This window comes from Rathayibacter sp. PhB151, from assembly GCF_004366415.1.
GTDB classification, from domain to species: domain Bacteria; phylum Actinomycetota; class Actinomycetes; order Actinomycetales; family Microbacteriaceae; genus Rathayibacter; species Rathayibacter festucae.
The window spans coordinates 1,074,777-1,092,572 of the sequence record NZ_SOEN01000006.1 but is presented as its reverse complement, the minus strand read 5'-3'; the positions used below and the strand labels follow the sequence as shown (position 1 = coordinate 1,092,572).

The following is a 17,796-nucleotide window of genomic DNA, read 5'->3' as shown; positions in this document are numbered from 1 at the left end:
GTTCCGCGTGCCCGAGTTGCGGCGGAGTCGCCTTCGGCTCGCGCGATCAGCTCCGGCTCGTCGTTTCGGCAGGTTTCCATGAGCCGAGGGTGATTCCGCGTGCCCGAGTTGCGGCGGAGTCGCCTTCGGCTCGCGCGATCGTCTCCGGCTCGTCGTTTCCGCGGGTTTCCGCGTGCCGAGGGTGATTCCGCGTGCCCGAGTTGCGGCGGAGTCACCGCCGGCTCGCGCGACAGTCTCCGGCTCGTCGTTTCCGCGGGTTTCCACGTGCCGAGGGTGGTTCCGCGTGCCCGAGGTGCGGCGGAGTCGCCTTCGGCTCGCGCGATCGTCTCCGGCTCGTCGTTTCGGCAGGTTTCCACGAGCCGAGGGTGATTCCGCGTGCCCGAGGTGCGGCGGAGTCGCCTTCGGCTCGCGCGATCGTCTCCGGCTCGTCGTTTCGGCAGGTTTCCACGTGCCGAGGGTGGTTCCACGAGCCCGAGGTGCTGCGGAGTCGCCGCCGGCTCGCGCGATCAGCTCCGGCTCGTCGTTTCGGCAGGTTTTCACGAGCCGAGGGTGATTCCGCGTGCCCGAGCAGTCCGGGGCTAGCTCCGGCTCGTGAGATCACGTCCGGCTCGCGGTTCCGCCGCATCTCCGCGTGCCGAGGGTCGCTCCACGTGCCGGGTCCGTGCGGAGTCGCCCGAGGTCCCCGGCGGATCTCGAGCTCGCACATCTCCGGCTCGCGGAATCCGCTCCGGCACGTCGTTTCGTCCGGTTTCCACCTGCCCGAGGCCGTTCAGCGTGCCGGACGTCGCCCGGCGTCACCTCCGGCTCGCGGAATCTGCTCCGGCTCGCGATTCCGCCTCGTTTCCACGAGCCGAGGGTGGTTCCGCGTGCCGGAGTTCGCCTGGTGCGGCCTCCGGCTCGCGGAAGCACCTCCGGCTCGCGAGCCCGGCCCGACTCTGCGTGCCGAGGCCGATTCCGCGAGCCGAACCTCCTCCAGGACACGCCGCGACCGCAAAAGAGAGCGCTCTCACAAAAGTCTTGACCTCCCCGCGACCCGCTCCGTATGCTCGCCTCACACCTCGTGAGAGCGCTCTCACACACGGCAGCACAGCACCGTGGGAGCGCCCCCAGGGGTGCCCTGACACCCATCACGAAGGAGTGACCGTGCTCGAATCACGACGCGCCAGGATCGCCACGGCGATCGCCGGCGCCGCCACCCTGGCCCTGCTCGTCTCCGGCTGCTCGTCCGGATCCGGCGCGGCCGAGGACGGCGACATCGAACTGACCGTGACCACGTTCGGCGCCATGGGGTTCGACGACCTCTATGCCGAGTACGAGGCCGCCCACCCGGGCGTCACGATCGTCCCGAACAACATCGACACCGGCGGCAACGCCCGGACCGACGCGTTCACCAAGCTCGCCGCGGGCTCCGGCCTCGCCGACGTCGTCGCCATCGAGGAGGGCTGGCTCGGCTCGATCATGGAGGTCTCCGACCAGTTCGTCGACCTCCGCGACCACGGCATCGAGGACCGCAAGGCCGACTGGGTCGACTGGAAGTACGAGCAGGCCGTCGACCCCGACGGCCGCGTCATCGGCTACGGCACCGACATCGGCCCCGAGGGCCTCTGCTACAGCACCGCCGCCTTCGAGGCCGCGGGCCTGCCCACCGATCGCGCCGCCGTCGCGGAGCTGCTCGGCGGCGCGGACGCGACCTGGGAGGACTACCTCGCGGCCGGGAAGCAGTACCACGACGCGACCGGCAAGGCCTGGTACGACCAGTCCGGCTTCGTCTGGAACGCGATGGTCAACCAGCTCCCCGAGGGCTACTACACCGCCGACGGCGAGCTGAACATCGACGGCAACGCCGAGCTCCAGGAGCGCTGGGGCTGGATCACCGACGGCGCCGCCTCCGGACTCTCGGCCGCGCAGAAGGCCTGGGACTGGAACAAGGGCAAGTCGTTCAACGACGGCACCTTCGCGACCTTCGTCTGCCCGGGCTGGATGCTCGGCCAGGTGAAGGCGCAGGTCGAGGCCGGCGGCGGCGATCCCGAGGCCACCGGCTGGGACTTCGCCGACGTCTTCCCCGGCGGCGCGGCCAACTGGGGCGGCTCGTTCCTCTCCGTCCCGACGCAGTCGAAGCACCCCGCCGAGGCCGCCGAGCTCGCCTCGTGGCTGAGCGAGCCGGAGCAGCAGATCGCCGCGTTCGACGCGACCGGCCCGTTCCCGAGCACCGTCTCCGCCCAGGAGCAGCTCGCCTCCGCCGCCGCGCCCGACCCGGCGCTGAACGGCTCGCCGACCGGCGCGATCCTCGCCGAGCGCGCCCAGGGCGTCGTCGCCCAGTACAAGGGTCCGGACGACTCGCTGATCCAGGAGAACGTCTTCGGCCCGGTGCTGCAGAAGGTCGACCGCGGCGAGCTCGACGGCGACAAGGGCTGGGACGAGGCGCTCTCGCTCCTCGACGAGCTGGTCGACTGACCCGCTCCCCTCAGACAGGGCCCCCGTCCGGTAGCAGGCCGGGCGGGGGCCCTCCCTCCCCTCCGATGAACGAGTCCCACGACGAGAGCGACCCATGACGAGCACCCTGACCCCGCCGACCGCATCGGCCGCGCCGCCTCCCGGCCGCCGCCCCGCGCCCCGCCTGCCGCTGACGGCCAAGCAGCGGATGAGCCGCTTCGACGTCAAGGCGTCGCCGTACCTCTACATCTCGCCGTTCTTCCTGCTCTTCGCGATCACGGGAGCCTTCCCCCTCGTCTACACGCTGGTGGTCTCGCTCTACGACTGGCAGCTGCTGCAGGGCCAGGGCGACTTCGTCGGCCTCGGCAACTTCGCCGCGGTGCTCGGCGACCGCTTCTTCTGGAACTCGATCGGCAACACGCTGAGCATCTTCCTGCTCTCCACGATCCCGCAGCTCGCCGTGGCCCTGGTGCTCGCGGCGGTGCTCGACCAGTCGCTGCGCGCCCGCACCTTCTGGCGGATGAGCGTGCTGCTGCCCTACGTCGTCTCGCCCGTCGCCGTGGCGCTGATCTTCTCGAGCATCTTCGGCGACCAGGAGGGCCTGGCGAACAACCTGCTCGGCCTGGTCGGCATCGCCCCGATCGACTGGACCAACGACCGCCTCGCCAGCCACATCGCGATCGCCTCGATGGTCAACTGGCGCTGGACCGGCTACAACGCGCTCATCCTCCTCGCCGCGATGCAGGCCGTGCCGCGCGACCTGCACGAGTCGGCCGCGCTCGACGGAGCGGGCTCGTTCCGCCGCTTCACCTCGATCACCATCCCGAGCATCCGGCCGACCCTGATCTTCGTGATCATCACGGCCACCATCGGCGGGCTGCAGATCTTCGCCGAGCCGCGCCTGTTCGACGTCTCGAACGCCGGCGGCATCGGCGGCTCGGACCGCCAGTTCCAGACGACCGTCCTCTACCTCTGGGAGATGGCGTTCTTCCGCCAGAACTTCGGCGAGGCGGCGGCGGTCGCCTGGCTGCTCTTCCTGCTGATCGTGCTGATCGGACTGGTGAACTTCGCGATCTCGCGACGGATCGCGTCCGTCGAGAACCGCGTGAGAACGCGCACGCGCCGACCGGCGCAGAAGGTGAGCGACCGATGACCGCCACGATCCCCACCGTTCCCGCCGCCGTGCCCGCCGTGGCCGAGCGTCGTGCCCGGCGCCCGCGCTCCTCCGGCGCCGGTCGCGTCGACCGCCCCGGCTTCCTCACCTACGGACTGCTCAGCGCCTTCATCCTCGGCTCGACCTACCCGCTCTGGTGGTCCTTCGTGGTGGCCAGCGGGAGCAACGCGACCCGCGGCGAGACGCTGCCGCTGATCCCGGGCGGCAACTTCCTCGCGAATGCGGCGCAGGTGTTCACGGCGATCCCGTTCTGGACGGCGCTGCTGAACAGCGTGGTCGTCTCGGGGATCATCACGCTGTCGGTCGTCTCGTTCTCGACCCTGGCCGGCTACGCCTTCGCGAAGCTGCGCTTCCGCGGGCGGGACGGCCTGATGATCACCGTGATCGCGACGATGGCGATCCCGACCCAGCTGGGCATCATCCCGCTGTTCATCCTGATGCGTCAGCTCGGCTGGACCGGCACCCTCGGCGCCGTCATCGTCCCGACGCTGGTCACCGCGTTCGGCGTGTTCTTCATGCGGCAGTACCTGGTGGACGTGATCCCGGACGAGCTGATCGAGGCGGCGCGGGTCGACGGAGCGAACCAGTTCCGGACCTTCCTGACCGTCGCGGTGCCGGCCGCGCGGCCCGCGATGGCGATCCTCGCGCTGTTCACGTTCATGATGGCGTGGACCGACTTCCTCTGGCCGCTGATCGTGCTGAGCCCGACCAACCCGACGCTGCAGACCGCCCTGTCGCAGCTGCAGTCCGGCTACTACGTCGACTACTCGATCGTGCTGGCCGGCGCCGTGCTCTCGATCATCCCGCTGCTCGTGCTGTTCGTGCTGGCCGGCAAGCAGCTGATCGCCGGCATCATGGGCGGCGCGGTCAAGGGCTGACCCAGGGGGCAGCCGAAGCCCGGCTGGACCTCCGGCTCGCGAGAACGGGTCCGGCACGCGGAACCAGCCGGTTCCCGCGTGCCGAGCCTGTTTCTGCGTGCCGGAGGTGGCTGGGACGGAGGTTCGGCTCGCGGTTCCGTCTCTGGCTCGTCGATTCGGCCGGTTCCCGCGTGCCGGAGCTGTTTCCGCGTGCCGGAGGTGGCCGGCACAGCCTTCCATGCTGGTCGAGTAGCCCCGGAGGGGCGTATCGAGACCCACCGTCCTCAGCAGGACGGGTCTGCAGACTCGTCTCCTGACGCCGCCCGGCCGGCATGGCCGGTGAGCGAGCGCCCCCGCAGGGGCGTCTCGAACGCCACCCGCCCGCTCGGCTACTCTCGGGCCCGGGGGTCCACCGCTCGAGAGGCACGCATGAGTCACGACACCGCACCGGCCGCACCGACGCTCGAGGCCGTCGCCGCGCTCGCCGGAGTGTCCCGGGCGACGGTCAGCCGGGTCGTCAACGACTCGCCGAAGGTGAAGGCCGAGGCGCAGGCCGCCGTCCGCCTCGCGATCGAGAAGCTCGGCTACGTGCCCAACCGCGCGGCCCGCTCGCTCGCCAGCCGGCGGACCCAGGTCCTCGCCCTGCTCGTGCCCGAGTCGATAGGCAAGGTGTTCGGCGATCCGTTCCTCGCCGCCGTCGTCCAGGGCGCGGCCACCCGCCTCGCCGCGACCGACTACATGCTCAACATCGTGATCGCCTCCGAGGCGACGCCCGACAAGACCCGCCGCTACCTGCTCGGCGGCAACGTCGACGGCGCGCTCGTCGTGTCGCACCACAGCGGCGACCACTCCTACGCCCGGATCGGCGCGAGCGTGCCCCTCGTCTTCGGCGGCCGACCGCTCAGCCTCGACGACCACGACAGCCACTTCGTCGACGTCGACAACGTCGGAGCGGCGCGGCAGGTCACCGAGCACCTGCTGGGCCTCGGGCGGCGCGCCCCGGCGATGATCGCGAGCCGCCAGGACATGCCCGGTGCGATCGACCGCCTGGCGGGCTGGCGGGCGACCGTCGAGGCGGCGGGCCTGGACGCCTCGCTCGTCGAGATCGGCGACTACTCGCCGCGGGACGGCGCCGAGGCGATGCGGCGGCTGCTCGACTCCGGCCGCCCGATCGACGCGGTCTTCGCCTCCAACGACCAGATGGCCTCCGGTGCCCTGGCGGTCCTGCGCGAGCGCGGCCTGAGCGTGCCGGGCGACGTGGCGCTCGCCGGGTTCGACGGCGACTACTCCTCGGAGGCGGCCGAGCCGCCGATCACGACCGTGCGCCAGCCGGCCGCCGGCCTCGGCGACGCGATGGCCGAGGTCCTGGTGCGGCTGCTGGCCGGCGACGACGTCCCGCGGGCGACGCTGCTGCCGACGGAGCTGCTGATCCGCGCCTCGACGGTGCCGCGGAGCTGACTCCGCCGCACAACATCAGCTGAGAGCCGTGTTCATCGCCGATGGGCGATGACGGCGACTCCTGGCTGACGTTGTGCGCGGGCCGACGCGCCTCAGCCCGTGAACACCGTCGAGGAGCGGCGCTCGTACCAGTGCGCGAGGTGCTCGCCGGCGCGGAGGACGTGCTCGCGCATGATCGCGGCGGCGCGCTCGCGGTCGCCGGCGACGAAGGCCTCGACGATCTGCTCGTGCTCGCGGAAGTTCTCCTCGCGGTGGCGCGAGTTCTCGCGGAGGACCAGGCCCGAGACGTTGCGGGGGAAGGCGTCGTTGATCTCGATCAGCATCCGGCTGAGGCGGGTGTTGCCCGAGGCCTGGTAGATCAGCCCGTGGAACTGGTCGTTGGCGCTGCCGTCGCGCTCGGCGGCGGTGCCGGCGGCGACGGCGAGCGAGCGCTCGTACATGGCCGTGTTGACGGAGCGGAGCTCGGCGATCGTCGCATCGTCCAGGCGGTCGACCGCGCGGCGGGCGGCCAGCGACTCCAGCTCGGCGCGCACCTCGTAGGCCTCGCGCACCTCCCACGGCACCGGCACGCGGACGACGGCGCCGCGGTTGGGGACGACCTCGATCAGCCCGCCGGTCTGCAGCTGGCGCAGCGCCTCGCGGACCGGGGTGCGGCTGATGCCGAACTGCGTCGCGAGCTCGGCCTGGCGCAGCGGGGCGCCGATCGGGATCTCGCCGGACATGATCTTCGCCCGGATGCGGGCGGCCAGATCGTCCACGAGTGCGTTGTCGCCCTGGGTCGTCACGATGATCCCCTCCGATCAGCGGCCAGGTCGGCCGGGATCCAATCATGGCAGGCATTGGATCCCACGCGAGGGTCGGTGTCGTCGAACGGCGAGCCCACTCCCGCGTCCGGCTTGACCCATGGATCCGCGCAGCCCTAGATTGGATCCAATGTTGCCCCCCGTGGTGACCGATCGAGGTCAGGAGGCCGGCGTGGACGTGCTGCTGGTCGTGATGCTCGCGGGCGCCGCCAGCTCCCTCGCGCTCGGTCTCGCCGGCTGGCGGGGAGTGGGCCGCGGCTGGCTCGTCGCCGAGGCGGCCATGCTCGCCGCGATGCTCGACGTGCACCTGCCCGCCCTGCACCTCCTGCCCGCGCCGCTCTGGTCCGCGCTGCTCGCGGGCTGCGCGCTCGTCGCCGCCCTCATCGACCGGGTGCGCCGCGGCCGAGGCGTCCGGCGGCACGGTGCCGACGCACTGCACGCCGTCGGGATGCTGCTCGCCGCCGTCCTCGTGCTCCTCGCTGACGCCGCCCCCACCGCGGGTGCCGGTCCGCTCGCGAGCGCCGGGCACGCGCACGGCGGCGGACTCGCCCTGCCGCTCGGCGCGGCGGTCGCCGTCTACGCGGCGTGCACCCTCCGCGTCGCCCTCGCCGGCCGCCGCGGCCGCCTCGACACCACCCGGAGGCTCGCCTCCCTCGCCGCGCTCGTCGCCATGGGCGCGATGGCCGCGGTCGGCTGAGCAGCCCGCACCGCCCCCGAACGACACCCCACCCGCACCACACTGGAAGAAGGAGACGCCGCATGATCATCGACGCGTACAACACCACGCAGGACCGCCGAGGCCGCAGCGACTACCTCAGCGGGGTCCGCCCCGGCGAGCAGCCCCCGGCCTACACCCCGTTCGACCCGAAGCGCATCCTCGACCGGATGGACGCCGCCGGCGTCGACCGCGCGATGGTCTGCTCCCTCGCGCAGGGCATCGAGAACGACTTCCTGATCGACCTCGTGAAGGCGCACCCCGACCGCCTCTTCGGCTTCGGCCAGGTCATGCCGCAGTGGGAGAACGCGACCGACGAGATCCGCCGCTTCGCCGACGCCGGCCTGGTCGGACTCAAGCTGCACCCCAGCCTGCACGGCTACCACGTCGCCGATCACGGGCTGCTCGACCCGCTGTTCGCGGTCTGCGACGAGCTCGGCCTGCCCGTGCTGATCAACGCCCTCGACGACGCGTTCTGCGCACCGTTCGCCATCGAGGAGATCGCCAAGGGCTTCCCCGGCGTGCCGACGATCATCGCCCACATGGGCGCGGTCTGGAACGTGCCCGAGGCGATCATCGTCGCCGAGCGCAACCCGCACGTCTACCTCGAGACCTCGGCGACGCTGATGTCCGACGTCAAGCGCGCCTACGCCCGGCTCGGCGCCGAGAAGATCCTGCTCGGCTCGGAGTGGCCGGGCAGCGACTTCGACCTCGAGCGGATGAAGATCGCCAAGGCGATCCCGGACGAGGCCGACCGCGCGCTGGTCGAGGGCGGCAACATGGCGCGGATCCTGGGCTGGTCGTGACCGAGGGGGCGCCTTCGAGGCCTTCGGCGCCTTCGGTGCCGGATCGCCCGGTGCTCGATCGGCCGGTGCTCGACGGGCCTCCCGCCGGGATGTCCGCGCCGGACCGCGAGCTGCTCGGGACCGCCTCGGCGATCCTCGACGCCCGCTACCGGACCGGCGTCCACGAGGTCGCGGCCGCCCTGCGGCTCGCGGACGGGCGGATCGTGACCGGCCTGCACGTCGAGGCGAGCGCCGGCCGGGCCTCCGTCTGCGCCGAGTCCGCCGCCCTGAGTGCCGCGGTCGTCGCCGGCTCCCCGGTCGTCTCGATCGTCGGAGTGCTGCAGCGCCCGGGCGGCTCGCGCCACCTCATCGAGCCGTGCGGCGTCTGCGCCGAGCTCCTCGGCGACCACGCGCCCGACGCGACCGTCTGGGTCGCCGTCGCCGACGCCTTCGCCCCGGTCCCTGTCGCCACCCTGCTTCCGCACCGCCGCCGCCGGGCGGCCCGCCCGGCCTGACGGCCCCCCCACTCCGCAGAAGTTGTCGTACTCCCGCACCCGCTACGACAACTTCTGCGCAGTGGATCCGCCGGGCCCTGCGCTGCCACCGCCGCTCTCCAGAAGTTGTCGTACTGGACGCGCGAGTACGACAACTTCTGCGCACCGGAGGACCCGACTCTCCTCCACAAGCCGAGCAGCCCGAGGTTTTACCCCAGGGAAACACGGCCGACCCCCGCCCGAACGATCGGCTGGCCAGACTTGCCGGGCGGACGACGGGCCCCGGCCCTCGCACCGCCGGGGTCGTGGGGGCACCTCACCCGACCCGCGCACCACCCGGAAGGATCCACCCGCATGCTCGCCGTCTCCGGCACTCCCGTCCTCCTCGTCGTCGACCTCCAGGGCGGGGCCGCCTCGGGCCTGCCGACCCCCGGCATCCCCGTGATGAGCGGCCGGGCGGAGCGCGCGCCCCGGGTGCGCGACTTGATCGCGCACTGCCGCAGCGCCGGCGTGCCGGTCGTCTTCGTCCAGGAGGTGCACAAGCGCGACCTGATCGACATCGGCCGCGAGCTGGACGGCGCCGAGGGGCCGCACTGCCTCGAGGGCGACCCGGGCACCGAGCTGGCGTCCTGGCTCGAGCCGCGACCGGAGGAGTTCGTGATCCGCAAGCGCCGCTACTCCGCCTTCTTCGGCACCGAGCTCGAGATCGTGCTCAAGGCCTACCGCGCGGGCACGCTGCTGCTGGTCGGCGGCCTCACCGACGTCTGCATCCACTACACGGCGGCGGACGCGCACCAGCACGACTACGCCGTCCGGGTGCTCACCGACTGCGTCGCCGGCTCGAGCGAGCGCGCGCACGCGGCCACCCTCGAGGCGATCGAGTACCTCCAGCGCGACGCCCTCGTCACCGCCGCCGACGTGCACGACTGGCTCGACCGCCGGGAGACGATCGATGCCTGAGCCACTGACCAAGACCGCGCCTCGCCTCCTCGTCGCCCGCGTCCGCACCACGGACCCCGAGAACCCGCTCGCCGAGGCGCTCCTGATCGACGGCGACCGGATCGCCACGGTCGGCACCCTCGCAGACGTCCGCGCCGCAGCCCCCGCCGGCACCCCCGAGGAGCGCCTCGACGGCACCCTCCTCCCCGGCTTCATCGACGCGCACTCGCACGCCCAGCGCGCGGGCCTGAAGGCCCTGCAGCTGCTCGACGCGGGCGCCGGAGCGGACGCCTTCTCGGCCGCGATGCTCGCCGACGCGGACGCCGATCCGGACGCCCCGGACTGGCTCGGCGACACCCCGCCCACCCCCGAGGACCGCCGCGCGGCCCTCCTCCGCATCCAGCCGCTGCTGCACGAGCTGGGCTTCACCGGAGTGATCGACCCCGCCGTCACGCTCGACGAGCTCGCCGCCTACCGCGCGGCGCACGCCCGCGGCGAGCTGTCGCTGCGCGTCGTCGCGATGCCGTACCCCGAGCTCGGCACGGAGGCGGTCCCGGGCGTCGACGAGGCGCTCGCCCTGCTCGACACCGTCGGCGGCAGCACCGGCGACGGCGACGAGCTGCTCCGCCTCGGCCCGATCAAGGTCTACTACGACGGCGAGGGGATGAAGGGCCAGGCCCTCCTCGAGCAGCCCTGGCCCGGCGGAAGCCACGGCGTGCAGCGGATCAGCACGGAGGAGTTCAGAAGGCTCGCCGCCGAGTGCGTCGCCCGCGGCTGGGGCCTGGGCGTGCACGCGGTCGGCAGCCGCGCGGTCGCCGAGGTGCTCGACGCCCTCGAGGCGGCCGGCCCGCCCGAGCGGATCGCCGCCCTGCGCTGCCAGCTGATCCACGCCTACCTCGAGCCCTCCGCCGAGAGCCGCGAGCGCGCGGCCCGGCTCGGCATCGTCGCCTCGCTGCAGCCCTCGATCGCCTGGAGCAACGCGGCCGGGCTGACGGCCCGGCTCGGCGCGCGGGCCGACCCGGTGAACCCGATGCGCGACTGGCGGGAGTCCGGCGTCGTGACCGCGCTCGGTTCCGACGCCCCCTACTTCCCGTTCGATCCGCGCCAGGTGGTCGCGACCGCGGTGAGCCGCCGGATGCGCCGCCTGCCCGAGCCGCTCGGTCCGGAGCAGGCGCTGACGGTGCTCGAGGCCGTCGAGGGCTACACCCGGGGAGCGGCGCACGCGGCCTTCGCGGAGGACCGCCGCGGGATGCTCCGCCCCGGCTTCCTCGCCGACCTGGTGCTGCTCTCGGTCGACCCGGGGGAGTGCTCGGCGGAGGAGTTCGCCGGGGCGCGCGTGCTGCGGACGGTGGTCGGCGGGCGGACGGTGCACGAGGCGGCCGCGGGGATCGCCCAGCAGATGTAATCCCGCCGAAACACAATGGGATCCGCATTGCCTTAGATTGGATCCAAGTTGAGCGGCCCCCCGAGCAACTCCGCCCCGCCCCCGATGCACCACCCGTACCCCTTGGAGGACAGCACCATGGTCAGGAAGAGCTTGCTCGCCGGCGTCGCACTGGCGGCCGTCGCGAGCCTCGCGCTCACCGCCTGCGGGACCACCAGCGCCCCGCAGAGCGCCACCGGCACCGCCGGCACCACCGACACCATCAACGCGGAGCTCTGGTACGCGCCGTCCACCTTCGACCCCGCGAAGGCCTCCGCCGACGCCGACGTGACCGTCGCGCGCCTCGGCTTCGACACCCTGCTCCGCCAGGGCGAGACCGAGGGCTACATCGGCGGCCTCGCCACCGAGTGGAACGCCGTCTCGGCCTCCGAGTACACGTTCACCCTCCGCGACGACGCCACCTGCGCCGACGGCACCGCGATCACGCCGACCGTCGTCGCCGATTCCTTCACGTACCTCACCGGCCTCGACGACTCGGGCGCGCTGACCTGGAAGAACCAGGCCTTCGGCTCCGGCGACGCGACCTTCACCCCCGACGACGCGGCCGGCACGCTGACGATCTCGCTCAGCCAGCCCTACTCGCAGCTGCTCGGCGGCGTCACCCGCCCCGGCACCGGCATCATCTGCCCCGCCGGCCTCGCCGACACCGAGGGCCTCGCCGCGGGCACCGTCGACGGCGCCTGGTCCGGCCCGTACATGCTGTCGGACCTCTCGGCCGGCGTCAGCGCCGCCTACACGCTGCGCGACGACTACGACGCCTGGCCCGACTGGCAGGACGTCGAGGGCGAGCCCGCGAAGACGATCAACCTCACCGTGCAGTCCGACTCCAACACGAGCGCCAACCTGCTCGAGTCCGGCGGCGTCGACCTGGCCCGCTTCTACGACTCGAACGCGCTGCGCTTCGAGGACGACCCGGCCTACACGACCGTCACCTTCGCCAGCTCGGCCTACAACCTCGTCTTCAACGAGGCCCCCGGCTCCGGCTCGATCTTCGAGGGCAAGGAGGACCTCCGCGCCGCGGTCGCCCAGGCGATCGACACCCAGGGCTTCAACTCCGCCGGCCTCGACGGCCTCGGCGTGCCGCAGTACACCGTCAACGCGGCGAGCTACCGATGCGCGCTGGACGACGAGTCGCTGGTGCAGAAGTACGACCCCGCCGCCGCGACGCCCGAGCTCACCGGTCAGTCGATCCGCCTGCTGATGATGTCGAACTGGGACCCGGCCGCCGACTACCTGGCCGAGTCGCTCCGCGCCGCGGGCGCCACCGTCACCGTCTCGGCGCTCGACCCGGCCGACTGGTCGAAGGCCATGCGCACCGAGCCCGCCACCTGGGACGTCGCGATCGCCGCGGAGAACGCCGGCCCCGGCCTGATCCACACCACGATCGCCCGCTACCTCGGCCCGACCTACGCCGACGGCGGCACGAACGTCTCCTCCAGCGACAACCCCGAGGGCGTCGCCTACTACGAGGCCGCGATGGCCGCCTCGGACACCGAGACGCAGTGCGAGAACCTGCTCGCCGCCCAGAAGACGATCCTCGAGCGCGTCGACATGACGCCGCTGATCACCGACACGCACCGCTACGTGGCCCGCTCCGGCTTCGCCACCTCGGTGTTCTCGGGCTACTGGGACATCTCGGCCATGCGGATCCTGTCCTGATCCGATGACGCCCTGATCCACTGAGCAGCCCACCCGAGCCGGACGACACGAGGAGACGACGCGATGAGCACCACGACCGCCACCACCCTTGCGTCCTCCGGCGCGGCGGGCCCCGGCCCGGGCGCCGTCCGCGCCGGCACCCTCGGCGGGGCCTGGCGGAGGTTCCTCCTCCGCCGGGCCCTCGGCCTGCTCGTCAACCTCGCGCTGCTCGTCCTGGTCACCTTCCTGATCGTGCAGCTCATCCCCGGCGACCCGGCCATCGCCATCGCGGGGGAGGCGGCCTCGCTCGACCAGGTCGAGCTGGTCCGCACCCAGCTCGGCCTCGACCAGCCGCTGCCCGCGCAGCTCTGGACCTACCTCCTCGGCGTCCTGCAGGGCGACTTCGGCGCCTCCTACCGCTACTCCATCCCCGCGATGGACCTCGTGATGACGGCCGTGCCGTACACGCTGACCATCACGATCTCCGCGGTGCTGCTCCTGCTCGTGCTCGGCATCGCGCTGGGCATGGCGGTCGGAGTCGCGACCCGCGGCGACCGCCGCCGCTGGCTCGACGCGGTGTTCAGCACCGTCACCGGGCTGATCTCCTCGGTGCCCACCTACGTGCTGGCGACCGGCTTCGTCGTCGTCTTCGCGGTGCTGCTGAAGGTGCTGCCGCCCGCGTACTCGCCGGCCTACGACTTCGGCACCGCCGCGATCCTGCCGATCGCCTCGCTCACCGTCGGCGGCACCTGCTCCGTCGCGAGGATCGTCCGCCGCGAGACCGCCGTGATCCTCGAGCAGGACTACATGCGCACCGCCCGCGGCTGGCGGCTGCCCGCGCTCACCCTCTACGCCAAGCACATGTTGCCCAACCTGCTGACCACGGCGCTGACGCTCTCGGGCATCATCCTCACCGCCCTGCTCGGCTCGGCGCTGATCACCGAGGCGGTCTTCGCCTGGCCCGGCCTCGGCGGCGTGATCGTCCAGGCGATCGCGATCGACAAGGACTACCCGGTGATCCGGGCGGCCGTCTTCGTGATCGGGCTCATCTCCCTCGTGATCACCCTCGTGATCGACGTCATCCTGGGTCTGATCGACCCGCGCACCCTCGGAGAGCAGCGTGGCTGAGTCCCTCCCCGCCGTCCGCGGCCTGAAGCCCGCCGGCGCGCGCACCTTCGCCTGGAATGCCGGGCTCGTGATCGGGCTCGGCCTGCTCGGCGTGATCGCGCTCACCGCCCTGATCGCCCCGATCGCTCTCGAGGGCCAGGCCACCGGCCTCGGCGGCAGCCCCAGCCTCGGCTCGACCGCCGAGCACCCGCTCGGCACCGACACCCTCGGCCGCGACATGCTCGCCCGCACCCTGGTCGCCACCCGCTCGACCGTGCTGATGGCGCTCGCCGCGACCGTGCTCTCGGCGATCGTCGGCATCGCGGTCGGTATCGGCGTCTGGCTCGCCCCGCGCCGGGTCCGCGAGCTCGGGCTGCGCGCGATCGAGCTGGCCGTCAGCTACCCGACGATGCTCGTCGCGATCATCGTCGCCGCGATCCTCGGCCAGGGCGTCGTCCAGGTGGTGGTCGCCATCGCGGTCGCCAACATCGCCGGCTTCGCGCGGCTGACCGCCAACCTCGCCTCCAAGATCGCGGCGAGCGAGTACGTCACGACCGCCCGGCTGACCGGCGTGCCGACGCACCTCGTCGCGCTGCGGCACGTGCTGCCGAACATGGCCGAGCCGACGCTGATCCTCGTCGCCGGCGCCTTCTCCGGCGCGCTGGTCGAGATCTCCGGCCTCTCCTTCATCGGCCTCGGCGCGCAGACGCCGGCCTTCGACTGGGGCACGCTCCTCAACGACGGACTGAGCCGGATCTCGGTGAACCCGGTCGTCATCCTCGGCCCGGCGCTCGCGCTCACGGTCGCCTCCTTCGCGGCGCTGCTGGTCGGCGACGGGCTGGCGGCGGCGGCGAACCCGCGCTCGAACACGACGCGGGCCCGGATGACGCGGGCCGCCGGCTCCTCGACCGCCGCGCCCGCCCCGGCCGACGCCGTGCTCGTCGCCGACGGCATCACCGTCCGCCACGGCGCGACCGGCCGCGAGCTCGTCTCCGACCTCTCCTTCACCATTCGGCGGGGCGAGGTGCTCGGCATCGTCGGCGAGTCCGGCTCGGGCAAGTCGCTGACCGCCTCGGTCGTCGCGAAGCTGCTGGGCGAGGGTCTCGAGGCCTCCGCGCGCCGGCTCGAGCTCGGCGGCACCGACCTGCTCGGCCCCGTCCCGGACCGGGTGCTCGCCGCGAAGATCGGGCTGATCTACCAGGACCCGGGCACCGCGCTGAACCCCGCCATGGTCCTCGGCACCCAGCTCTCCGACGTGCTGCGGATCCGCCTGCGCCACTCCCGCCGCGACGCGCTCGACCTGCTCCTGCGCGGCTTCCGCTCGGTGATGCTCTCCGATCCGGAGGGGCGGCTCCGGCAGTACCCGCACCAGCTCTCCGGCGGCATGAAGCAGCGCGCGATGATCGCCTCGGCGATGAGCGCGAAGCCCGACCTGCTGATCGCCGACGAGCCGACCACTGCGCTCGACGTGACGGTGCAGCGCGAGGTGCTCTCGGTGCTCAAGCGCATGAACGAGGACTCCGGCACCGCCGTGCTCTTCATCTCGCACGACCTCGGCGTCGTCCGGGCGCTCTGCGACCGCGTCCTCGTGATGAAGGACGGCCGCATCGTCGAGCGGATCGAGGACATCGCCCACCTCTCGGAGGAGACCGTGACGCATCCGTACACGCGGCAGCTGCTCGCCGCGACGCCGGTCGTGACCGTGCCGACGCCGCCGGAGGTGCGCTCGTGAGCGCCGCCGCCGCTTCGCCAGCCGCCGCGTCCTCCGCGATGGTCGACGTCCGCGGTCTCGACGTCGTCTTCGGCCACGCGAAGGTCCTGCACGGCGTCGACCTGCGGGTCGAGCGCGGCCGCACCGTCGGCGTGGTCGGCGAGTCCGGCTCCGGCAAGTCGACCCTCGCCAAGGTGCTCGTCGGCTCGGTCCGTGCGGCGGCCGGCACGGCGAACGTGGACGGCGTCGAGATCGTGGCCGCGAACCGTTCGGCGATGCACACCTACCGCCGGCGCACGCAGATGATCCCGCAGGACCCCTACTCGTCGCTGTCGCCGCGGCGCACGATCGCGCAGACCCTGGCCGAGGCGATCGACCCGGTCCGCGCCCGTGTCGGCCGGAACGAGGAGCTGATCGTCGCCTGGCTCGAGCGCGTCGGCCTCAGCGCCGACATGCGGCACCGGTTCCCGCACGAGTTCTCCGGCGGCCAGCGCCAGCGCGTCGCGATCGCCCGCGGGCTGATCATCGACCCGACCTTCGTGATCGCCGACGAGATCACCTCCGCCCTCGACGTCTCGGTGCAGGGGCAGATCCTCGACCTGCTGGCCGGGATCAAGGAGTCGCTCGGCCTGACGATGATGTTCATCTCGCACAACCTCGCCGTCGTCCAGCGGGTCAGCGACGAGGTCGTGGTGCTCTACCGCGGCGAGGTCGTCGAGGCCGGCCCGGTCGAGCGGATCTACGCCGACCCCCAGCACTGGTACACCCGCCGCCTGCTCGACGCCGACCCGGGCTCGCCCGGCTTCAGCCTCACCGGAGCGGCGTCGATCCCCGCGAAGGAGAGCGCATGACGGCCCGGCTGCCCCTCACCCCCGTCGCCGAGGGAGTGCTCCGGCTCGTCGGCGCGACGCTCGTCGACGGCACGGGTGCAGCTCCGCTCGAGGACTCCGAGGTCGAAGTCCGCGACGGCGTGATCGCCTACGCGGGGCCACGCCGTGCGGATCCCGGGCTCGAGGGCCGCGCGGTCGACGTCTCCGGCGCGTTCCTGCTGCCGGGCTTCGTCGACGTCCACGTGCACCTCGCGATGGTGCCCGTCGCCCCGGAGGCGGCGCGCGAGCGCTTCCCGGAGGAGGACGTCCTCGAGATCGCCGGGCTGCTCCGCCGCACGCTCGACGCCGGCGTCACCACCGCCCGCGACCTCGACGGGCTCTCGCCGGGCTACCGCGAGGCCGTCGCCCGCGGCGCCGTCGACGGCCCGCGACTGCACCTCGCGATCGCCATGCTCTCGCCGACCGGCGGCCACGCCGATCCGCACCACCGCAACGGCAGCCTGCCGGCCTGGGCCGTGCGCCCGGGCATGCCCGCGCCCGGACTCGTCGACACCGACGAGGACGTGGTCCGGATGGTCAGGACGCTCGTCCGCACCGGCGCCGACGTGATCAAGGTCGCCACCTCGGGCGGGCTCGGCTCACCGAACGACGACGCCCGCGATGTGGGGATCACGCAGAAGCAGGTCGCCCTGATCGCGGAGCTGCTCGCCGAGCGCGGCGGCCGGCCGGTCACCGCGCACGCCCTCTCCGACGACGCCGCGCGGGCCGCCGTGCTGGGCGGCGCGACGAGCATCGAGCACGGCTACGACCTCTCCGACGAGACCATCGCGCTGATGCGCGAGCGCGGGACGACGCTCGTGCCGACCCTGAGCATCCTGGTCCGCGCGTTCGATCCCGCGACGACGACCGCCGAGCGGCTGCGACAGCGCGAGCTCCTGCGCGAGCGCGGTCTCGACTCGGTGCGCCGGGCCGTCGCGGCGGGGATCCCGCTCGCCCTCGGCACGGACGCCGGCGTGCACCCGCACGGCCGCAACCTCGCCGAGCTGGCGCAGCTGGTCGCCGTCGGGCTCACGCCGCTGGAGGCGCTGAGCGCCGGCACCCTCGGCGGCGCCCGCCTGCTGGGGCTCGACGCGCAGCTCGGCTCGGTCGAGCCGGGCAAGCTCGCCGACCTGGTGCTGACCGACGCGGACCCTCTGACGGACATCGCGGCGCTCGGTGATCCGTCGGCGGTGCGCGCGGTCCTGCAGTCGGGCCGCGTGGTCAAGGACCTCGACGGGCACCTCTGAAGCGCGAGCCCGCTTCCCGTCGCCGGCGAGCGAAGTGGCGATCCGTCCTCGACCGGTCGTTCCACGACATGAGCACGAGCGGATCCGCGCTAGTCGCCGTTCTGGTTGCCGTTTCAGTATCC

15 protein-coding genes are annotated in these 17,796 nt (G+C 72.7%); 14 read left to right on the top strand and 1 reads right to left on the bottom strand.

Annotated features, from left to right (window positions below; translation table 11 throughout):
- The first annotated feature begins 1,143 nt into the window (after window positions 1-1,143).
- The 4 genes from EDF35_RS05755 to EDF35_RS05740 all read left to right on the top strand — a co-directional run bounded on the left by EDF35_RS05755 (window position 1,144) and on the right by EDF35_RS05740 (window position 5,922).
- Window positions 1,144-2,454 carry an extracellular solute-binding protein gene (locus tag EDF35_RS05755; protein ID WP_133961025.1) on the top strand — a complete coding sequence of 437 codons (1,311 nt, stop codon included), beginning with the start codon at window positions 1,144-1,146 and terminating at the stop codon, window positions 2,452-2,454.
- A gap of 94 nt (window positions 2,455-2,548) precedes the next feature.
- Complete coding sequence (locus EDF35_RS05750; RefSeq protein WP_123731616.1) at window positions 2,549-3,586, top strand: sugar ABC transporter permease; 1,038 nt, start codon at window positions 2,549-2,551, stop codon at window positions 3,584-3,586.
- A complete protein-coding gene (locus tag EDF35_RS05745; protein WP_123731617.1) occupies window positions 3,583-4,485 on the top strand; it encodes a carbohydrate ABC transporter permease in 903 nt (300 codons plus the stop codon). The genes EDF35_RS05750 and EDF35_RS05745 overlap by 4 nt, the downstream gene beginning before the upstream one ends.
- 408 nt (window positions 4,486-4,893) lie before the next feature.
- Window positions 4,894-5,922 (top strand): LacI family DNA-binding transcriptional regulator, encoded by a 1,029-nt coding sequence (locus EDF35_RS05740; RefSeq protein WP_123705885.1) that lies wholly within the window; start codon window positions 4,894-4,896, stop codon window positions 5,920-5,922.
- Between the two features lie 92 nt (window positions 5,923-6,014).
- Here EDF35_RS05740 and EDF35_RS05735 read toward each other — a convergent pair whose 3' ends face one another.
- Window positions 6,015-6,707, bottom strand: coding sequence for a GntR family transcriptional regulator (locus tag EDF35_RS05735; protein WP_207901612.1), 693 nt, complete (start codon window positions 6,705-6,707; stop codon window positions 6,015-6,017).
- A 160-nt stretch (window positions 6,708-6,867) separates the two neighbouring features.
- Between EDF35_RS05735 and EDF35_RS05730 the strand changes: the two genes are divergently transcribed.
- The 10 genes from EDF35_RS05730 to EDF35_RS05685 all read left to right on the top strand — a co-directional run bounded on the left by EDF35_RS05730 (window position 6,868) and on the right by EDF35_RS05685 (window position 17,674).
- A complete protein-coding gene (locus tag EDF35_RS05730) occupies window positions 6,868-7,422 on the top strand; it encodes a hypothetical protein (RefSeq protein ID WP_133961024.1) in 555 nt (184 codons plus the stop codon).
- Between the two features lie 62 nt (window positions 7,423-7,484).
- On the top strand, window positions 7,485-8,246 hold the full coding sequence (locus EDF35_RS05725; RefSeq protein WP_123447441.1) for an amidohydrolase family protein: 762 nt from the start codon (window positions 7,485-7,487) through the stop codon (window positions 8,244-8,246).
- A gap of 50 nt (window positions 8,247-8,296) precedes the next feature.
- Window positions 8,297-8,740, top strand: coding sequence for a hypothetical protein (locus EDF35_RS05720; protein ID WP_208323014.1), 444 nt, complete (start codon window positions 8,297-8,299; stop codon window positions 8,738-8,740).
- Between the two features lie 333 nt (window positions 8,741-9,073).
- A complete protein-coding gene (locus tag EDF35_RS05715) occupies window positions 9,074-9,679 on the top strand; it encodes an isochorismatase family cysteine hydrolase (protein WP_133961023.1) in 606 nt (201 codons plus the stop codon).
- Window positions 9,672-11,063 carry an amidohydrolase family protein gene (locus EDF35_RS05710; RefSeq protein WP_133961022.1) on the top strand — a complete coding sequence of 464 codons (1,392 nt, stop codon included), beginning with the start codon at window positions 9,672-9,674 and terminating at the stop codon, window positions 11,061-11,063. Before EDF35_RS05715 ends, EDF35_RS05710 begins: the two co-directional genes overlap by 8 nt.
- Window positions 11,064-11,180: 117 nt before the next feature.
- Complete coding sequence (locus tag EDF35_RS05705) at window positions 11,181-12,761, top strand: ABC transporter substrate-binding protein (RefSeq protein WP_166674017.1); 1,581 nt, start codon at window positions 11,181-11,183, stop codon at window positions 12,759-12,761.
- Between the two features lie 63 nt (window positions 12,762-12,824).
- Window positions 12,825-13,868 carry an ABC transporter permease gene (locus EDF35_RS05700; protein ID WP_133961020.1) on the top strand — a complete coding sequence of 348 codons (1,044 nt, stop codon included), beginning with the start codon at window positions 12,825-12,827 and terminating at the stop codon, window positions 13,866-13,868.
- Entirely contained in the window at window positions 13,861-15,579 is a 1,719-nt protein-coding gene (locus EDF35_RS05695) for a dipeptide/oligopeptide/nickel ABC transporter permease/ATP-binding protein (RefSeq protein ID WP_243839856.1), read from the top strand. Before EDF35_RS05700 ends, EDF35_RS05695 begins: the two co-directional genes overlap by 8 nt.
- Window positions 15,576-16,409 (top strand): ABC transporter ATP-binding protein, encoded by an 834-nt coding sequence (locus EDF35_RS05690; RefSeq protein ID WP_243839855.1) that lies wholly within the window; start codon window positions 15,576-15,578, stop codon window positions 16,407-16,409. The genes EDF35_RS05695 and EDF35_RS05690 overlap by 4 nt, the downstream gene beginning before the upstream one ends.
- On the top strand, window positions 16,406-17,674 hold the full coding sequence (locus EDF35_RS05685) for an amidohydrolase family protein (protein ID WP_133961019.1): 1,269 nt from the start codon (window positions 16,406-16,408) through the stop codon (window positions 17,672-17,674). Before EDF35_RS05690 ends, EDF35_RS05685 begins: the two co-directional genes overlap by 4 nt.
- The last annotated feature ends 122 nt before the right edge of the window (window positions 17,675-17,796 follow it).